General features: G+C 40.6%; 17 protein-coding genes. 4 read left to right on the top strand and 13 right to left on the bottom strand.

All coding sequences use genetic code 11. The features are described from left to right. Window positions 1–149 precede the first annotated feature (149 nt). The gene (locus ACOFKR_RS01920) at window positions 150–1,085 is read right to left on the bottom strand and encodes a hypothetical protein (protein ID WP_419802345.1); all 936 of its coding nucleotides are present in this window, start codon (window positions 1,083–1,085) and stop codon (window positions 150–152) included. Window positions 1,086–1,424: 339 nt separating this feature from the next. Here ACOFKR_RS01920 and ACOFKR_RS01915 point away from each other — a divergent pair, with 339 nt between their 5' ends. Together ACOFKR_RS01915 and ACOFKR_RS01910 are read left to right on the top strand one after the other, a co-directional pair. Further along, window positions 1,425–2,963: a glycoside hydrolase family 10 protein gene (locus ACOFKR_RS01915; protein ID WP_419802344.1), complete on the top strand. Its 1,539-nt coding sequence runs from the start codon at window positions 1,425–1,427 to the stop codon at window positions 2,961–2,963. Window positions 2,964–3,267: 304 nt separating this feature from the next. Then, entirely contained in the window at window positions 3,268–3,573 is a 306-nt protein-coding gene (locus tag ACOFKR_RS01910) for a hypothetical protein (RefSeq protein WP_419802343.1), read from the top strand. 115 nt (window positions 3,574–3,688) lie between these two features. Here the strand turns inward: ACOFKR_RS01910 and ACOFKR_RS01905 are convergent, their stop codons facing one another. The 8 genes from ACOFKR_RS01905 to ACOFKR_RS01870 form a co-directional block, all read right to left on the bottom strand. Continuing rightward, on the bottom strand, window positions 3,689–3,919 hold the full coding sequence (locus ACOFKR_RS01905) for a type II toxin-antitoxin system HicA family toxin (protein WP_419802342.1): 231 nt from the start codon (window positions 3,917–3,919) through the stop codon (window positions 3,689–3,691). 110 nt (window positions 3,920–4,029) lie between these two features. Beyond that, window positions 4,030–4,236 carry a 2-oxoisovalerate dehydrogenase gene (locus tag ACOFKR_RS01900; RefSeq protein ID WP_419802341.1) on the bottom strand — a complete coding sequence of 69 codons (207 nt, stop codon included), beginning with the start codon at window positions 4,234–4,236 and terminating at the stop codon, window positions 4,030–4,032. A 43-nt stretch (window positions 4,237–4,279) separates the two neighbouring features. Continuing rightward, a complete protein-coding gene (locus ACOFKR_RS01895) occupies window positions 4,280–4,774 on the bottom strand; it encodes a GNAT family N-acetyltransferase (protein WP_419802340.1) in 495 nt (164 codons plus the stop codon). Window positions 4,775–4,783: 9 nt separating this feature from the next. Then, window positions 4,784–5,479 carry an ABC transporter ATP-binding protein gene (locus ACOFKR_RS01890; protein ID WP_419802339.1) on the bottom strand — a complete coding sequence of 232 codons (696 nt, stop codon included), beginning with the start codon at window positions 5,477–5,479 and terminating at the stop codon, window positions 4,784–4,786. Between the two features lie 2 nt (window positions 5,480–5,481). After that, on the bottom strand, window positions 5,482–6,954 hold the full coding sequence (locus ACOFKR_RS01885; RefSeq protein ID WP_419802338.1) for a DUF5687 family protein: 1,473 nt from the start codon (window positions 6,952–6,954) through the stop codon (window positions 5,482–5,484). Window positions 6,955–7,005: 51 nt separating this feature from the next. Next, window positions 7,006–7,365 (bottom strand): type II toxin-antitoxin system PemK/MazF family toxin, encoded by a 360-nt coding sequence (locus ACOFKR_RS01880; protein ID WP_419802337.1) that lies wholly within the window; start codon window positions 7,363–7,365, stop codon window positions 7,006–7,008. Between the two features lie 12 nt (window positions 7,366–7,377). Beyond that, window positions 7,378–7,614 carry a hypothetical protein gene (locus ACOFKR_RS01875; protein ID WP_419802336.1) on the bottom strand — a complete coding sequence of 79 codons (237 nt, stop codon included), beginning with the start codon at window positions 7,612–7,614 and terminating at the stop codon, window positions 7,378–7,380. Window positions 7,615–7,671: 57 nt separating this feature from the next. Then, window positions 7,672–8,952 carry a replication-associated recombination protein A gene (locus ACOFKR_RS01870; RefSeq protein ID WP_419802335.1) on the bottom strand — a complete coding sequence of 427 codons (1,281 nt, stop codon included), beginning with the start codon at window positions 8,950–8,952 and terminating at the stop codon, window positions 7,672–7,674. A 267-nt stretch (window positions 8,953–9,219) separates the two neighbouring features. Between ACOFKR_RS01870 and ACOFKR_RS01865 the strand changes: the two genes are divergently transcribed. Together ACOFKR_RS01865 and ACOFKR_RS01860 are read left to right on the top strand one after the other, a co-directional pair. Next, the gene (locus tag ACOFKR_RS01865; protein WP_419802334.1) at window positions 9,220–9,432 is read left to right on the top strand and encodes a hypothetical protein; all 213 of its coding nucleotides are present in this window, start codon (window positions 9,220–9,222) and stop codon (window positions 9,430–9,432) included. A gap of 11 nt (window positions 9,433–9,443) precedes the next feature. Continuing rightward, a complete protein-coding gene (locus ACOFKR_RS01860; protein ID WP_419802333.1) occupies window positions 9,444–9,962 on the top strand; it encodes a DUF2335 domain-containing protein in 519 nt (172 codons plus the stop codon). Between the two features lie 34 nt (window positions 9,963–9,996). On the opposite strand, the gene ACOFKR_RS01855 is transcribed toward ACOFKR_RS01860, so the two are convergent. From ACOFKR_RS01855 to ACOFKR_RS01840, 4 genes are all read right to left on the bottom strand, one after another. Next, window positions 9,997–11,160, bottom strand: coding sequence for an esterase-like activity of phytase family protein (locus tag ACOFKR_RS01855; protein WP_419802332.1), 1,164 nt, complete (start codon window positions 11,158–11,160; stop codon window positions 9,997–9,999). A gap of 157 nt (window positions 11,161–11,317) precedes the next feature. Continuing rightward, the gene (locus ACOFKR_RS01850) at window positions 11,318–12,691 is read right to left on the bottom strand and encodes an MFS transporter (RefSeq protein ID WP_419802331.1); all 1,374 of its coding nucleotides are present in this window, start codon (window positions 12,689–12,691) and stop codon (window positions 11,318–11,320) included. An 8-nt stretch (window positions 12,692–12,699) separates the two neighbouring features. Beyond that, window positions 12,700–13,359 (bottom strand): bifunctional 4-hydroxy-2-oxoglutarate aldolase/2-dehydro-3-deoxy-phosphogluconate aldolase, encoded by a 660-nt coding sequence (locus ACOFKR_RS01845; protein WP_419802330.1) that lies wholly within the window; start codon window positions 13,357–13,359, stop codon window positions 12,700–12,702. Beyond that, on the bottom strand, window positions 13,352–14,398 hold the full coding sequence (locus ACOFKR_RS01840) for a PfkB family carbohydrate kinase (protein WP_419802329.1): 1,047 nt from the start codon (window positions 14,396–14,398) through the stop codon (window positions 13,352–13,354). Before ACOFKR_RS01840 ends, ACOFKR_RS01845 begins: the two co-directional genes overlap by 8 nt.

Genomic DNA, 14,398 nt, shown 5'->3' with positions numbered 1-14,398 from the left:
GATTGAAATACTTTGCGCAGTGCCATTGATCACCCCAAAAAATAGGTGGTAAAAACAGCATCAACAACCAACCAATGCTGTTTTTACCACATAAAAAAAAGGATTTGGGTTTCACACCAAATCCTTTTTTAAAAAATAGTTGACCGCTTTTATCGCAGGTTGAAAGAAGATTTGCCCATTTGGTAGCCATCAGCATAAAGCATAACCGAATAAGTCCCTTTTTGAAACTCGCTTGGGTTTACCCAATCAATGGCATAAGCACTGCCGTCATTTTTAAAATCGATGGAACTTTTGTAAGTAAACTGCATATCCTGGCCATTAATGGTAAAATTTCCGGAGTTTCCGGTAGTGATCAGGTTGCCGGTCGGGTCAATTATCCGCAGATAAATATCATGCAAGCCTTTCTGGGCCAGTTCATTAGTGGTAACCGTAAATTTAACTTTTATTTTTTTGGCCGGATTGGCGCGCGAAACTTCCACTTCCCTGCCGCTGTTTTTAACTTTATAGGCCGCAATTTGCACCGCAGAAGTTTTTAAGGCAGCTGCAATCTGTACTTTGGTGTTCAGATCCTGATTTTGCTGCTGCAGGGTAGTTGCTTTTTGGTTTACGGTTGCCAGGTTGGTTTTCAAGGTATCGCGCTCGGTTGTTAAAGTGGCGTTTTGCTGTTTCAATTCTTCAATATCGGTCGTGTATTTGGTTACAAAATAGCGCAATTGCTTAATGTCTTCGCGGGCAGAAACAAGTTGCTTTGCGTTTAAATTACCGCTGGCCAGTGCCCTTCTTAACTGGGTGATTTTGGCCTTCAGTTCTTCATCTTTCGCCTGCAAAGCCGCAGAAACCCGGTGTTTGCCACTATTTGCAGAATCTAATTGCGTGGTCAAACTGTCCAGAGAAGCCCGCATAGTAGTGCGCGTATCGGTCAAAACCTTGGTATCATCCGCTTTCTGCGTAACAATCCGCTCGTCGGATTTATTTTTCTGGAAGTATAAATACGCGTTTGTGCCCAGCAAAGCCAGTACAACAACGATCAAAAAATAAATCAGATTTGATTTTTTGGCAGGTGTTTGTGGGTTTTGATTCTCCATTTTTAAGAGTTTGGTTAATTGGTTTCAGATGAAAAACTTATGTAAACGTTCGGTTTTATGGTGATTTGTTCGCCCTAAAGCAATCAATATTCCCGATAAAACTAAGATTATATGCGGGATATTGTATCACGATCGAAAAAAATCCTGAACCGAAGATAACATATTCCCGTTTAAATGGATAAAAATAGCCGGTAAAAACAGCATCTAATTACTTTTATTTGAGCAGGTTACCTTAAACTTGAACTGATTTTGGATTTATTTTCCTATAATTATTTTTTATTCCAATAAAATCGGGCAGATACAGTTTAAGTATCTTTGCCATTTTTAAAAAAGAACCGGATGTATCGTTGTGCTTTGCTGTTGCTGTTTTTGATGGGTATGGTTGGATTGACTGATGGCCAGGTTTTGCCTCAGCCTAAAAGGGAATTTCGCGGCGTTTGGATTGCTACCGTAACCAATATCGACTGGCCAAGCAGCAGCAAAATCAGTTCGCAACAGCAGCAGCAGGAACTGATCGGGATTATCAACGCGCACCATCAAACCGGCATCAATGCCATCATGTTTCAGGTGCGGCCTGCTGCAGATGCGCTTTATGCCAAAAGCCTGGAGCCGTGGTCGCAATGGCTTACCGGAAAGCAGGGCAAGGCACCAAACCCGGCTTATGACCCGTTAGAACTGGCCATTAATGAAGCGCACAAACGAGGTATGGAACTGCACGCCTGGTTTAACCCGTACCGTGCTACATTTTCGGCCAATCAAAAAGGATTAAGCGATGATCACATCACCAAACAAAAGCCCGAATGGTTTTTTACCTACGCCGGAAGGAAACTTTTTAACCCCGGTTTGCCTGAGGTGAGGGCTTATATTATTAAAGTGATTTTGGATGTGGTTGATAATTACGATATCGACGGCGTACATTTGGACGATTATTTTTATCCGTATCCGGTTGATGGACAGCATATTGATGATGCACAAACCTTTGCAGACCATCCGGATGGTTTTACCGATATTAAAGATTGGCGCAGGCATAATGTAGATACGCTGATCCATGCGTTGAGCGACAGCATCCATCACCATAAAAACTACCTGAAATTTGGCATCAGTCCGTTTGGCATCTGGGCAAATAAACGCCAAAACCCCGAAGGCTCCGAAACGGGCGGCGGTTCTTCTTATTACGAGCAGTTTGCTGATTCGCGAAAATGGGTTAAAGAAGGCTGGCTGGATTACATCAACCCACAAATTTACTGGCCTTTTAACAACCGCGCCGCCGCTTACGAGAAATTGGTGGATTGGTGGAGCAACAACACTTACGGTCGGCATTTGTACATTGGTTTGGCGGCTTACCGCATCAACGAGCGCATGAGTGCCAGCTGGAGAGACGTGAGCCAGATGCCCAGACAAATACGCTATGAACGGGAAAATCCGCGCGTAGAAGGCACCGTTTATTTCAGTTCGAGATCCTTGCAAAATAATTTACTGGGCTTTACCGATAGCCTGAAAAACGATTTTTACCGCTATCCGGCTTTGCCGCCAGCCATGCTTTGGCGCGATGCCGTGGTGCCCAACATTCCGCGCGAACTGATTGCCCGCACGATGGGCAAAAATATAAACCTGCAATGGCAATTGCCTATCCCGGCCAGCGACGGCAACACGGCTTCAGGTTATGTGGTTTATCGTTTTGATCAGGGTGAAGCCATTAATCTTATCGACCCAAAACATATCATCAGCCTGAATTATACGCAAGAACGTTCTTTTGCAGATCAAACCGCCGAAGCCGGAAAAACCTATCAATATGTAGTTACGGCTTTAGACCGGCTAAAAAACGAAAGCTATCCATCCAATACAGTTATCATCAGCGTGCCTACCGTAAGTTTATAAGTAGGGCAAAAAAGGTATTAGTGGTTTTTGCCCTTAGCTGGTAAAGTAAATATAAAAAATTGTCGCTTTTTTATATTTATGGCGTGTTTGGATTTGTATCAAAAAAATTTACTATGCTTCTTTTATCCTATAAATTTTGTATTTCGATTTTATACCGATAAAAGAAGCATGGGTTTTTCTTGTTTTTTATATGGTAAAAGAAGCACAGCAAACAAATCGAACCAATTTTAAACAGGCCCTTGCTTCTTTTATCAAACATTATTTTGTAATTGAAGTAATACTTTCACATCAACTATAAAACGCAATGACATCTATTCAAAACATCCAGCCGTTAAATGCAGAAGCACTTTTTGATATTTTAAAAAAAGAATTTCCTGATTATATCAACGAAAAATTAGACTCGACTTTAACAATCGAATTTGCACACGTTTATGATATTATCAATGTATCGTTTCCGGAAGTAATTGCAGGCACGGTTTTGACCGTTACGGTTTCTGAAGATCAGATTGTGGTTACGGACAATGATACGGAACCTGAAAACATGCTGGAATATAATACAGAATTGCTGGAAAGCCATTTGGTGGATTTCCTCAAAATGAAAGCGGAATAACCGTTCTCATTAAACTTGTTTAATAAATGGATTTAAATCGGTGGTTTAAATCCATTTTATATATTTCAGCTTCTTTTATATCACAAAATATAATTTTCTTTTCAATTAGGTAATTTCAAAAAAATGCGCCTTTATCAATTTCTAAATAAATAGAAACGTCATTTACAATAGAAGAAAGTGTTCCTAATTTTAGCGGATCATGATTGGGTACAGTAATATGATGGTCTCCTTTTGAAGATGATTTGGTTAACCTGATGTGACTTCCTTTTTGTCTGGTTATCTGATAGCCGTGTTTAATTAATATTTTTATTAGATCCTGTGCAGATAAATCTCTTGGGGTTTTCATATAATTGTTACGCTCCAGAAAATGGAGCCTGTTAATATGAATTTATTATTTGTGGGAAAAACTACAAATCCTAAATCCTTATTCAACTTGAAGTTTTTAAGGAATTAATTTTATAGCGTTAAAACCTCCTCTTTTACCAAATGCAAGCGTATAATTTTAGGCAAAGCATTTCCTTCAAAATGACATTGCACAGCTTCTCTGATATTTGCCCGAAGTTCTTCCATGGTTTCAGCTTCCGTAAATATTGATTCGCCCAAAGCTTTAGCTGTATAACCGCCTTCTAAAGCTTCTTCTACTAAAAAAAATATTTCGTTCATATTTCAAATTTACAGTTTTTAAAAGACGTTTATTCAGCTGAATTTATAACGCCTTCTGCATCACAAAATCCGTCAGCAAATATTTATCCAGCGGCCGGTTTACTTCTTTTATCACCTTAAAACCCATTTTTTCGTAAAAGTTTTTGGCTTTGTTTTCACGGTGAACGTAAAGTTGAAGGAACAATTTTCCGGCGAGTTTGGCTTCTGTGGCCACAAAATCAAGCAGTTGTTTTCCGTAGCCTTTTCCCTGCGTTTCGGGCAGGCAGTAAATCTTTTCCAAAATCATTACTTTTTCATCTTCCTGATCGGCAGCAAAAGCGGCAAAAGCTACCGCATGTCCGTTTTCTGTTAAAAGCACAAAACTTTGCCCGCCGCTGCCAATATATTTTTTTAGCTTTTCTTCGCTGTAAAATAAATCCAGCATAAAACCGATTTGCTCTTTTTCAAGGATGTCGGCATACGTTGGCCACCAAATTTGATGTGCTAAAAGATGTATCGTTTTTACATCGGCCAGGGTAGCATGTCTGATCGTGATCATTGCACAAAATTAAACCGCAAAATAATTTTCCAGTTCTTCCAGCGTGTTGGAATTTGTTTCGATGTCTTTGATGATTTCGCCTTTTTCCATCAGCAAAATGCGCTGGCAAACATCGGTTACATGGTTTAGATCATGACTGGAAACGATGGTAGTCATGCTGTTTTTATGCCCTAAATTTTTGAGCAGGTTTTTCAGCCGGATTTGTGTGGTTGGGTCGATATTGGCAAAAGGCTCGTCCAGCATCAAAATTTCCGGGTTTTGGAGCAAACAGGCAGCCACGCCAACTTTACACTGATTTCCTTTGGACAGATCGCGGATGTATTTGCCTTTTTGCAAAACTTCACCGTTAAAAAAATCTGCTAAACCGGCCAGTTTTTCATCAACATAAACCTTGTTTTGATTGTGCAGACTTCCCACAAAATAAAAATATTCTTCGGGCGTAAGATATTCGATCAAAAAGCCTTCATCCAGGTAAGAAGCCGTATAATCTTTCCACTGCTCGTCCTGCATCACGTTTTTTCCGTTGGATAAAACCTCGCCGCTTTCCGGCCGGATCAAATCCAAAATCATGCGGAAAAGCGTGGTTTTTCCGGCACCGTTGTTCCCAACCAAACCAATAGTTTCGCCTTTTCTGATATTCAGGTGAGAAATGTTTACAACCGTTGCGCCGGCGTAGGCTTTGGTTAGGTTTTTAATTTCAATCATGGTTATTTGTTTCTGAAACCTTCGGCAATGGTATATTTTTTCACCTCAAAATCTGCTTCCAACTGTTTGATCCAGTAATTGCGGGTCAGGATAAACACAATCCCGGTAACGCCCAGCAAAATCAAGCCAATATCTGCATGGCCGAGCCACGAACTTGGCCAATAAATGATAAATGGTGCCAGCAAAATCGGGAAACCCATCAGCAGCTGTGTGGCACCAACGCCTTCCCAGTTAAAAGAAGCACCTTTTGACAGATCAACGCGTTTGTAATTTCGGTTGGCAAAAAACAGTACGATCACCGTGTTTACGCCGATGTTCCACAAATACATCATAAAATGGACAAAAATAACGTGCCAGCCAAAGTAAACGTAAGGCAGCGTAAGCAAAAATGCCAGTGTGGAAACGCTTGTGAACAGCAGGAATTTCGCCCTTATAAAATCCCGGAAGGAAATTTTACTGATTAAAATGCCATCAAAGTGAGAACCCTGCCAACTGAACATAAACTGGCCGTAGTTGATGATGAACAAGCCTGTTATGAAAGTGCCGCAAAACAGTTTCATGCCTTCGCCATACGCTTTGTTGGTGTAAAAAAGCAGGCCGTAAAACAGGAAAGTGCCCGTCATGATCAAGGCAGAGCGGCTTCGTTTATTGCGTAAAATGAGTTTGATCTCGTTAGAAACCAGATCACCGATTTTACCGAAACGGTTAAAAAACGGAATATCGGTACTGCTTTTATAAGCTGTTTTTTTGCTGCTGAGTTCTTCTAAATAAAGGTTGTTTTTTAGGTAGATAAAGTTGACAAGATACATCAGCACAGCCAGGATTACCGGTAGTAATACTAAATAATGCTGATGCAGCAATCCGCCAAAATACGCGAAAGACAAGTTGCGGATGGAATATAAATGCCAGGAAAAATCTGCCGTGGTAAGCAGCACCAGCAACAATGCAAAACCAATATAAACCCAGCCGTTTAAGTTGGCTTTCCGCTTGATAAACAAACTTAAATAGTTGTTAAAAACCGTTAATGCCAAAATTGCGACAACAAACAGCAATGCGGTCACATGGCTGGTATCAACCCAAATTACCTTAAAAATAAAGGGTAAAAACAGTATGAGCGGCCACAAATTGAAAGCCGAAAGCAAAGAAGCGAGCGATAAATAACGAACAATTGCATTTTTTTTGACCCGCAAATGCAGGTAAGGCTGCACCTGCAATGTTGGCAGTTCCTGCAGTTGGAAACGCCACAGCAGATCAAACAAAAAGTAGTACAGGATAATTTTGCAAAAAGACGTGATCAGGTCTTCGTTCGGAAAAATTTCTTCCAGCAATTTATCCATAAAAAACCCCAGGGCCAGCACGTTCAAAAACAGGTATAAAATCAAAATACCCATAATTACTTTTATGGCGATACTTTTGCCCGCGCCCACCGTGCGCGTAAAAGATTTGATTTCGTGCTGAAAGAAAATTCCGGTCATCGGTTTAATTTGCGAGTAAATCATATATTTGAAGTAGAACTGAACGTATTTTTACAATTCAATATCAAAAACAGACTTAATTACTGTTAATATTTCTTTTAATTTAACTTTATCTGCAACAGCCGAAATCTTTTTAATAATGATTTGACTATCAATCACCAATACCTTTTTGCAATAAACAAACTGAGTATTGTGCGGAGGCTTAAAAGGGATGGTTATATGCTTGTTGTTTAATTCAACAGCTAAAGCATTGCTACTAAGATTTTGAGTGGTAAGCTGTACAATGATTACATCAGTTGATACATTGCTGACAAGCGCGTTTGAAACTACAATTCCGGGCCTTACTTTAGTTCCTTGCTGATCGGTAAACGGAAATGGCAGGAGCACAACATCGCCTTGCTTATAAGTCATTATCGGTTTTGTTTACAAGTAGGAATTCCAGTAATCATCGTCATCTTTATCCCAAACCTTAGCCATCGTTTGTTCCGATGCTTGCATAGCTAATAATGTCATTTCTTTTTCTTCGGATGCAACGGCCAGATCGTCAGTAATCTGAGTTAAAGTGCTACGTATTTTGCTTACTTTAAATTTTAATTTATCTGCCATTTCGTATAAAAGACGAATGTGTTTTTCATCGAAATCTTCTAATAAAACTTTCATGATAAATTTTTATGTTGTAAACAAACTTAATTAAAAATCAGTGATTTTGTATAATTTTTAATACCCATACTTCCCTTTCCACAAAGCTTTCAACCGTTCATGTGCTTTCACTTCTGCCGGATTTTTCCCCGGCTCATAAAATTTTGTGCCGCTTATGGTTTCCGGTAAATATTCCTGATCGGCAAAGTTCCCTTCAAAAGCGTGCGCGTATTGGTATTCTTTGCCGTAACCGATGTTTTTCATCAGTTTGGTTGGCGCGTTGCGGAGATGCAAAGGCACGGGCAGATCGCCAGTTTGTGCTACAATTTGCTGCGCTTTGCCAATGGCTTCATAACTGGCGTTGCTTTTGGGCGAAGTGGCCAGGTAAACCACCGTTTGCGAAAGGATGATCCGCGATTCAGGCCAGCCGATTACGTTTACAGCTTGAAAACAATTATTGGCCAGAAGCAGTGCATTCGGGTTGGCATTGCCAATATCCTCGGATGCCAGAATCAGCAATCTCCGGGCGATAAAAGAAGCATCTTCGCCGCCGGCAATCATCCGCGCCAGCCAATAAACCGCCGCATTTGGATCGCTGCCGCGAATGGATTTGATAAAAGCCGAAATAATATCGTAATGCTGCTCGCCGGCCTTATCGTACAACGCCATGTTTTGCTGCACGTTTTCCAGCACTAATTTATTGGTGATCGTGATTTCGTTGCCGTCTAGAGCGTTCACCAGCAACTCAAAAATATTAAGCAATTTGCGTGCATCGCCACCTGAAAGCCTAATTAACGCTTCATATTCTTCAATTTCTATTTTTTTAACACTAAAAACAGCATCGGTTTTGATAGCTTTCTGAAGCAGGCTGATCAGTTCTTCTTCTGTTAAATTCTTCAGAATATAAACCTGGCAGCGCGAAAGCAAAGCCGAAATAACTTCGAAAGATGGGTTTTCGGTCGTCGCACCAATCAAGGTGACAATCCCTTTTTCTACTGCGCCGAGTAAAGAATCCTGTTGCGATTTGGAAAAACGGTGGATTTCATCGATAAACAAAACGGGCTGCGGTTGTCCGCCTTTTTTCAAAAGGGAAGCTTTTTCAATCACTTCGCGTACTTCTTTTACACCTGAATTTATGGCGCTCAAAGCAAAAAAAGGCCGTTTTAAAGATTGGGAAACGATGTTGGCCAGCGTAGTTTTGCCCACGCCCGGCGGCCCCCATAAAATAATAGAAGGCATATTCCCGGATTCAATTGCGCGGCGCAAAACGGCTCCTGCGCCAACCAAATGCTGCTGACCGGCGTAATCGTCCAGGTTATTTGGCCGCATCCGTTCGGCTAAAGGTGGTAGGTTGTTCATTGCGATAAAATTGGAGATTATCAGATTGAAAACCTAATTCATAGAAAGGCAATGGTATACTTATTTACAGTATCTAATTTAAATTTTTTAAGACTTTTTGTTAAATATGTTTAACATAGAAAGTTAAAATAATTAATTTTCAAAATTAACTAAAAAACTTTTTATAGATTTGGATGTCATTAAAAATGAATCATTTCCAAAGTTAGCGCGAACTAACTGTCAAATATTTCGTAGAAAAACACGTTTTTATTTGTAAGGAATTTAGTTATGAACAACATAGAGCAAAATCACACAGATTTTTTATTTACAACGCCCAGTTACTTAACTGGTGCAGCTACTATTTTTAATTTGGCCGGTAATTTTTATGAATATAATTCGTGTGAAACCGGTGAAGAAGCCGATAGAGTAGCAATAGCAAATGACTTCAATATTACCGGAGATGATTTAAAAAAATCTATTTCTCAAATAATGGAAAAATAATTCTTTTGCTAATGGCAAACGCTAGGAAAAAATCAAAATCCAACGATGAGATAATTAAGACCGAAGCGGATATTGTTAGCAAGATCGATCCGAAACTCTTTAACAGTGTTAACACTCCTGATAGGCAACAGGCACTGGTAAGACAGATTTTAAGTATCACAAAAATGCAAAGTGGGCCGTTACCAGACCCTGAAACTTTACAGCAATACAAAGAAATATATCCAGAAAGCGTACAAATAATTTTCGACGTTTTTAAAAATCAGTCCAGTCATAGAACTGCTATGGAAACATTAGTTGTAACTTCCCAACAAAAACAAAGTGCATGGGGACAAATTTATGCTTTCATAATAGCAATATTTGTTTTCGCTGGTTCTATGTTTTTAATATACTTAGGGCATGAAGTTTCAGGTGGTATTTTAGGGTCAGTTGATCTGGTTGGTTTGGTAACAGTATTTATAATGGGTAGGTTTTACCAAGTAAATAACCTAAAATCAAAAAGTCCTCAAAAAGCCTTGCCATTGTCTAAATAGATTTAACTGCTAAAAACAGTATCACCAATCCTGCTTACGGCATCACCTCAAACAAAAAGAACTGTGTTTTTTCGGTTTTGCTGAAGTTGTTGTCGGCCACAAAAATGATGGACCGATGTCCGTTTGCCAGCATCGGGCCGAAGGTTGCGCCTTCCACATTATCGATATAAACCCCAAGTGTATCCATATTAAGCAACAGTTTTTTGCTGATCAAATGCTGCGGTGGGTTTTTGATAAAAGAAGGGTTTGAAATCAAATTATCAGCATCACTCATATCAGCCAGAAAAACTTTAATCACACAACCTTCGCGGCCAGTGGAAAAGGAACGCTCGGTTACTAAAAGCTGGTTTTCGCCTACAGATAAAATATCCGGCACGCCGTTGATTTTGAACGCATTTTCGGGCTTGGCCGGATAAGCAACCGGCTCCGGTTTGTAAGCATATTGCGCTGTGTTGCGCTTCGTTTTCCAATCAAATTTAAAAATCCGGATCAATGGGTTTACGTCTGTTAAATCTGCCCGCGGGCCATCTTCATAACGCGGCTCTTCCAGGTTTACATACAGCGTTTTATAGTTGTCCGCAAAAGTTAAACCTTCTAAAACGCCGTTTCTGCGCGGACCGTTTTCGGTAGCGTGCATTTTTAAAATATCCGGCAATGGCAATGTGCCGCTGTATTTTCCATCGGTAAAAACAGTATTTACAGACGGATCAATCAAAACCGTATCCCCTTGGTTTACAATACGTTCCCCTTCGCTGCTCCAAACCAATTGGTTTGTTTTTGGGTCGAAACGCATCGCTTCCGGATCGATGGTTTGTTTGGTATGCTTTTTTAAATCAGGATATGGTTTGCCGTTTTGCTGCAACAGTGTAGTTACGGCAACTATTTTTACACTGTTGATTTCATTTTTGCTAAGGCTGATTTTGGCCGTGTAAAAACGAGAAGGATTGATCTCCGAACGATCATCAGAAATCAGATAATACCGGTCGTTTTTAACATCATAATCTATTGAAGATAAGCCGCCAACGGTTGTGTTTTTATATTGCAGGTTGTAGGGCAGATCATATTCGTCCAGAAATTTTAAACCGCTGATTGTGGCCGATGCTGTTTTTACCGGTGTTTTTTTAAAAACCGAACATCCGGAAAATAAGAGGCAAGCCATCGCCACAAAAAAAAAGCTTTGTACTTTATTTGTATTCATGTTTAGATAAACCTTAAAGCCTGTCCAAATTTAGCCGGAAACGATTGTCATGCTTCTTTTATCGCCTAAATTTTGGTGATAAAAGAAGCATGGTAAACTTTGTGAAAACAAAATTAAACAGGCTTTTAAAGTAAAAGAAAAATCCTGAAAAGCTTAATTAAATATCGGTGATCGGTGCAAACTTGGGCACCAAAGCTTTCATAATTGCCCAGGCAATGAGGTAGGCAACGGCGCAAAATGTAAACATAATGGTGTAGCCGGTTTGGATGTGGCCCAAGGTTTTGTAATGATCAAACAAAGCACCGCCGGTTTTTGATACGATCACGCCGCCGATCCCGCCGGCCATACCGCCAATCCCGATGATGGAACCGATGGCTTTTTTAGGGAACATATCCGAAACGGTAGTGAAAATATTGGCCGACCATGCCTGATGCGCAGAGGCACCAATGCCGATTAAAACCACCGGAACCCAGTAAGAATAATGCCCGAAAGGCTGCGCAAGCAAAATAACCAGCGGAAACAGGGCAATCATCATCATCGCCTTCATCCGCCCTTCATAGGCGTTATAACCTTTTTTCAGGAAATAAGCCGGAAACCAGCCGCCGCCGATACTACCGACCATGGTCATGCTGTAAAGTACAAACAGCGGGATGGAAATAGATGTGCCTTCCATACCATACTCTGCTTTTAAAAAAGAAGGCAGCCAGAACAGGAAAAACCACCAAACACCATCTGTCATGAATTTGCCAAACGTAAATGCCCAGGTTTGCTTGTAAGCCAGTAGTTTAAACCAGGAAACTTTTTTTGCCGCTGTTTCCGATTCGCTCGGGACGATTGCTTTTTCATCCGCATCCAGTAAAATGTATTCCAGTTCGTTTTTAGACAGGCGTTTTTGCTGCTCCGGCTTATCGTAAAAAATAAACCAGAAAATCAACCACAAAAAACCAGCCCCGCCGATAATTAAAAAAGCGGTTTCCCAGCCCCAAACCTTGGCAATATAAGGTACAGTTGCCGGTGCCAAAATTGCCCCAACGTTGGCTCCGGAATTGAAAATGCCCGTAGCAAAAGAACGTTCTTTTTTGGGGAAATATTCGGCCGTTGCTTTAATTGCTGCCGGAAAATTCCCGGATTCGCCAAAGCCCAAAACAGCCCTCGAAAAAATAAAACCCAGTACCGATACCGATAAGCCGGTAATGCCAACCAATTCAAAAACAGAAGCTATTGCCCCTCCGATCGGGATGGCTTTGGCATGTAAAATTGCGCCGCAAGACCAGATAACAATAGCGATTGCATAACCCCATTTCGTCCCTAATTTATCAATCAGGCGGCCTGCAAACAGCATGGAAATAGCATAAATAAACTGAAAAGCGGCTGTTATATTTGCATAATCGGTATTTGTCCAATGAAATTCTTCTTCCAATCTGCCCGAAAGCAGGCTTAAAACCTGGCGGTCTAAATAATTGATTGTAGTAGCAAAAAACAACAGGGCGCATATTGTCCACCTATATTTACCTATTTTATTGTCCATCATCTTTTAAATTACCGGCAGTTTCTAACCAGTTCGTGTGCTTCTTTTATGGCATAAAAAAGCTCATTGTACAGCTTGTTTTCAATCACATTTTTGCTGATGAGCTTGCTGCCCAAACCAACGGCACTTACGCCTGCTTTAAACCAGCCGGTCAGGTTTTCTTTGGTCAGTTCTACGCCTCCGGTTGGGATAAAAAGCTGTCCCGGAAACAAATCTTTTATCGAAGTTAAAAAAACTTCGCCCAAAATATTGGCCGGAAAAAGCTTGATCAATCCTGCCTGGTTTTCCTGTGCTGTGTAAATTTCCGTCGGCGTCATACAACCCGGAACCCAAAGTATTTCAGCTTCTAAAGCTAACTGTCCAACTTTTGGGTTTACAATCGGGCTGACCAAAAAATCTGCTCCGGCCGCCATAAAATCCTGTGCTTCTTTTACCGACTTAATTGTGCCGATGCCCAAATCCATGTCCGGCATTTCCTCATTTACCAGCTTTCTGATCAGCTTAAAATTTTCCAAAGCTTCCGGCCCGCGGTTGGTGTATTCAAACACGCGCACACCAGCTTTGTACAAAGTTTTGGTAATTTCCAAGCTCACTTCCGCATCTTTGTAAAAAAACAAAGGCAACGTTCCCTGCTCCAAAATCAGGTTGAGGGAGTGTGTTTTTTTACTCATTTTTGATGGTTTTAAATACTTCGTCCGCGCTCATGGTTGTTGCGTCGCTTTCAATAAATAATTTTCCGTAAGCTGCGGCCGTTGCAAAACCCAATGCTTCTTTTACCGGTAGTTTTTTGTACAAACCATAAATTAATCCGGCCATAAAACAATCACCGCTGCCCACTTTGTCCAAAATTTTTGCTGCCGAATACTCCTGCGAAACCTCCAATTTTCCTTCCGTAAAAGCAGTCGTATAATATTCAATCCCGGGATCTCCGAAACGGAAAGTATTGGCCACATATTTACATTTTGGATAGGTTTTGATAATTGCTTCTGAAGTTTTTTGCGCGTGGTTTAAGTAGTTTTCTTTTGTGCCGATTTCCTGCACGTTTTCATCCAAACCTGTCCCGAGCATTTGGTTTGCCGCCCAAATATTGCCCATGATCAAATCACAATACTGGGCAAGTTTTGGTATAATTTCTATCGGCTCTTTTCCATATTTCCAAAGTTTGGCGCGGTAATTCAAATCCAACGAAATAAAAATATTTTTTGCAGATGCAACTTTTAAAGCTTCCTCACAAACTTCAGCAACATTTTGACTCACAGCCGGGCAAATCGCGCTGAAATGAAACCAGGAAACACCCGTAAAAACAGCGTCCCAATCAATAGTTTTAGGTTTGATTTCGGCAAACGACGAATAATTGCGGTCGTAAATCACACCAGCATTTTTCAAATCTTTTCCTTTCGGGAGATAATACGTGCCGATCCGGTTCCCCTGAAAAAGAACAGCAGTTGTATCAATTTTTTTTTGCTGAAGATAGCTGATCAAATGTTCCGACAGCATGTTTTTAGGCAAAGCCGTAAAATAGGCAGAAGGCAAACCCCACAAAGCCAAAGCTGTTGCCACATTCAGTTCCGCACCGCCAACATAAAAAGGCAACGAATTTTCTTTCAGCCAGTTACCTTCTGTATCAGGGCAAATCCGCAGCAATAATTCGCCAAAACTGAGTATTTTGCCATAATTAAACGTTGAAATAATTTTAACTGACGGTAGCAT

It is taken from the genome of Mucilaginibacter sp. (assembly GCF_965201005.1).
Lineage (GTDB): Bacteria > Bacteroidota > Bacteroidia > Sphingobacteriales > Sphingobacteriaceae > Mucilaginibacter_A.
The sequence above is the reverse complement of the archived record's forward strand: the minus strand, read 5'-3'. Positions and strand labels throughout refer to the sequence as shown.

Excerpts from the sequence above, each read along its gene's own strand:
- ACOFKR_RS01920 (WP_419802345.1), bottom strand. The coding sequence starts at position 1,085 with ATGGAGAATCAAAACCCACAAACACCTGCCAAAAAATCAAATCTGATT.
- ACOFKR_RS01915 (WP_419802344.1), top strand. The coding sequence starts at position 1,425 with ATGTATCGTTGTGCTTTGCTGTTGCTGTTTTTGATGGGTATGGTTGGA.
- ACOFKR_RS01910 (WP_419802343.1), top strand. The coding sequence starts at position 3,268 with ATGACATCTATTCAAAACATCCAGCCGTTAAATGCAGAAGCACTTTTT.
- ACOFKR_RS01905 (WP_419802342.1), bottom strand. The coding sequence starts at position 3,919 with ATGAAAACCCCAAGAGATTTATCTGCACAGGATCTAATAAAAATATTA.
- ACOFKR_RS01900 (WP_419802341.1), bottom strand. The coding sequence starts at position 4,236 with ATGAACGAAATATTTTTTTTAGTAGAAGAAGCTTTAGAAGGCGGTTAT.
- ACOFKR_RS01895 (WP_419802340.1), bottom strand. The coding sequence starts at position 4,774 with ATGATCACGATCAGACATGCTACCCTGGCCGATGTAAAAACGATACAT.
- ACOFKR_RS01890 (WP_419802339.1), bottom strand. The coding sequence starts at position 5,479 with ATGATTGAAATTAAAAACCTAACCAAAGCCTACGCCGGCGCAACGGTT.
- ACOFKR_RS01885 (WP_419802338.1), bottom strand. The coding sequence starts at position 6,954 with ATGACCGGAATTTTCTTTCAGCACGAAATCAAATCTTTTACGCGCACG.
- ACOFKR_RS01880 (WP_419802337.1), bottom strand. The coding sequence starts at position 7,365 with ATGACTTATAAGCAAGGCGATGTTGTGCTCCTGCCATTTCCGTTTACC.
- ACOFKR_RS01875 (WP_419802336.1), bottom strand. The coding sequence starts at position 7,614 with ATGAAAGTTTTATTAGAAGATTTCGATGAAAAACACATTCGTCTTTTA.
- ACOFKR_RS01870 (WP_419802335.1), bottom strand. The coding sequence starts at position 8,952 with ATGAACAACCTACCACCTTTAGCCGAACGGATGCGGCCAAATAACCTG.
- ACOFKR_RS01865 (WP_419802334.1), top strand. The coding sequence starts at position 9,220 with ATGAACAACATAGAGCAAAATCACACAGATTTTTTATTTACAACGCCC.
- ACOFKR_RS01860 (WP_419802333.1), top strand. The coding sequence starts at position 9,444 with ATGGCAAACGCTAGGAAAAAATCAAAATCCAACGATGAGATAATTAAG.
- ACOFKR_RS01855 (WP_419802332.1), bottom strand. The coding sequence starts at position 11,160 with ATGAATACAAATAAAGTACAAAGCTTTTTTTTTGTGGCGATGGCTTGC.
- ACOFKR_RS01850 (WP_419802331.1), bottom strand. The coding sequence starts at position 12,691 with ATGATGGACAATAAAATAGGTAAATATAGGTGGACAATATGCGCCCTG.
- ACOFKR_RS01845 (WP_419802330.1), bottom strand. The coding sequence starts at position 13,359 with ATGAGTAAAAAAACACACTCCCTCAACCTGATTTTGGAGCAGGGAACG.
- ACOFKR_RS01840 (WP_419802329.1), bottom strand. The coding sequence starts at position 14,398 with ATGCTACCGTCAGTTAAAATTATTTCAACGTTTAATTATGGCAAAATA.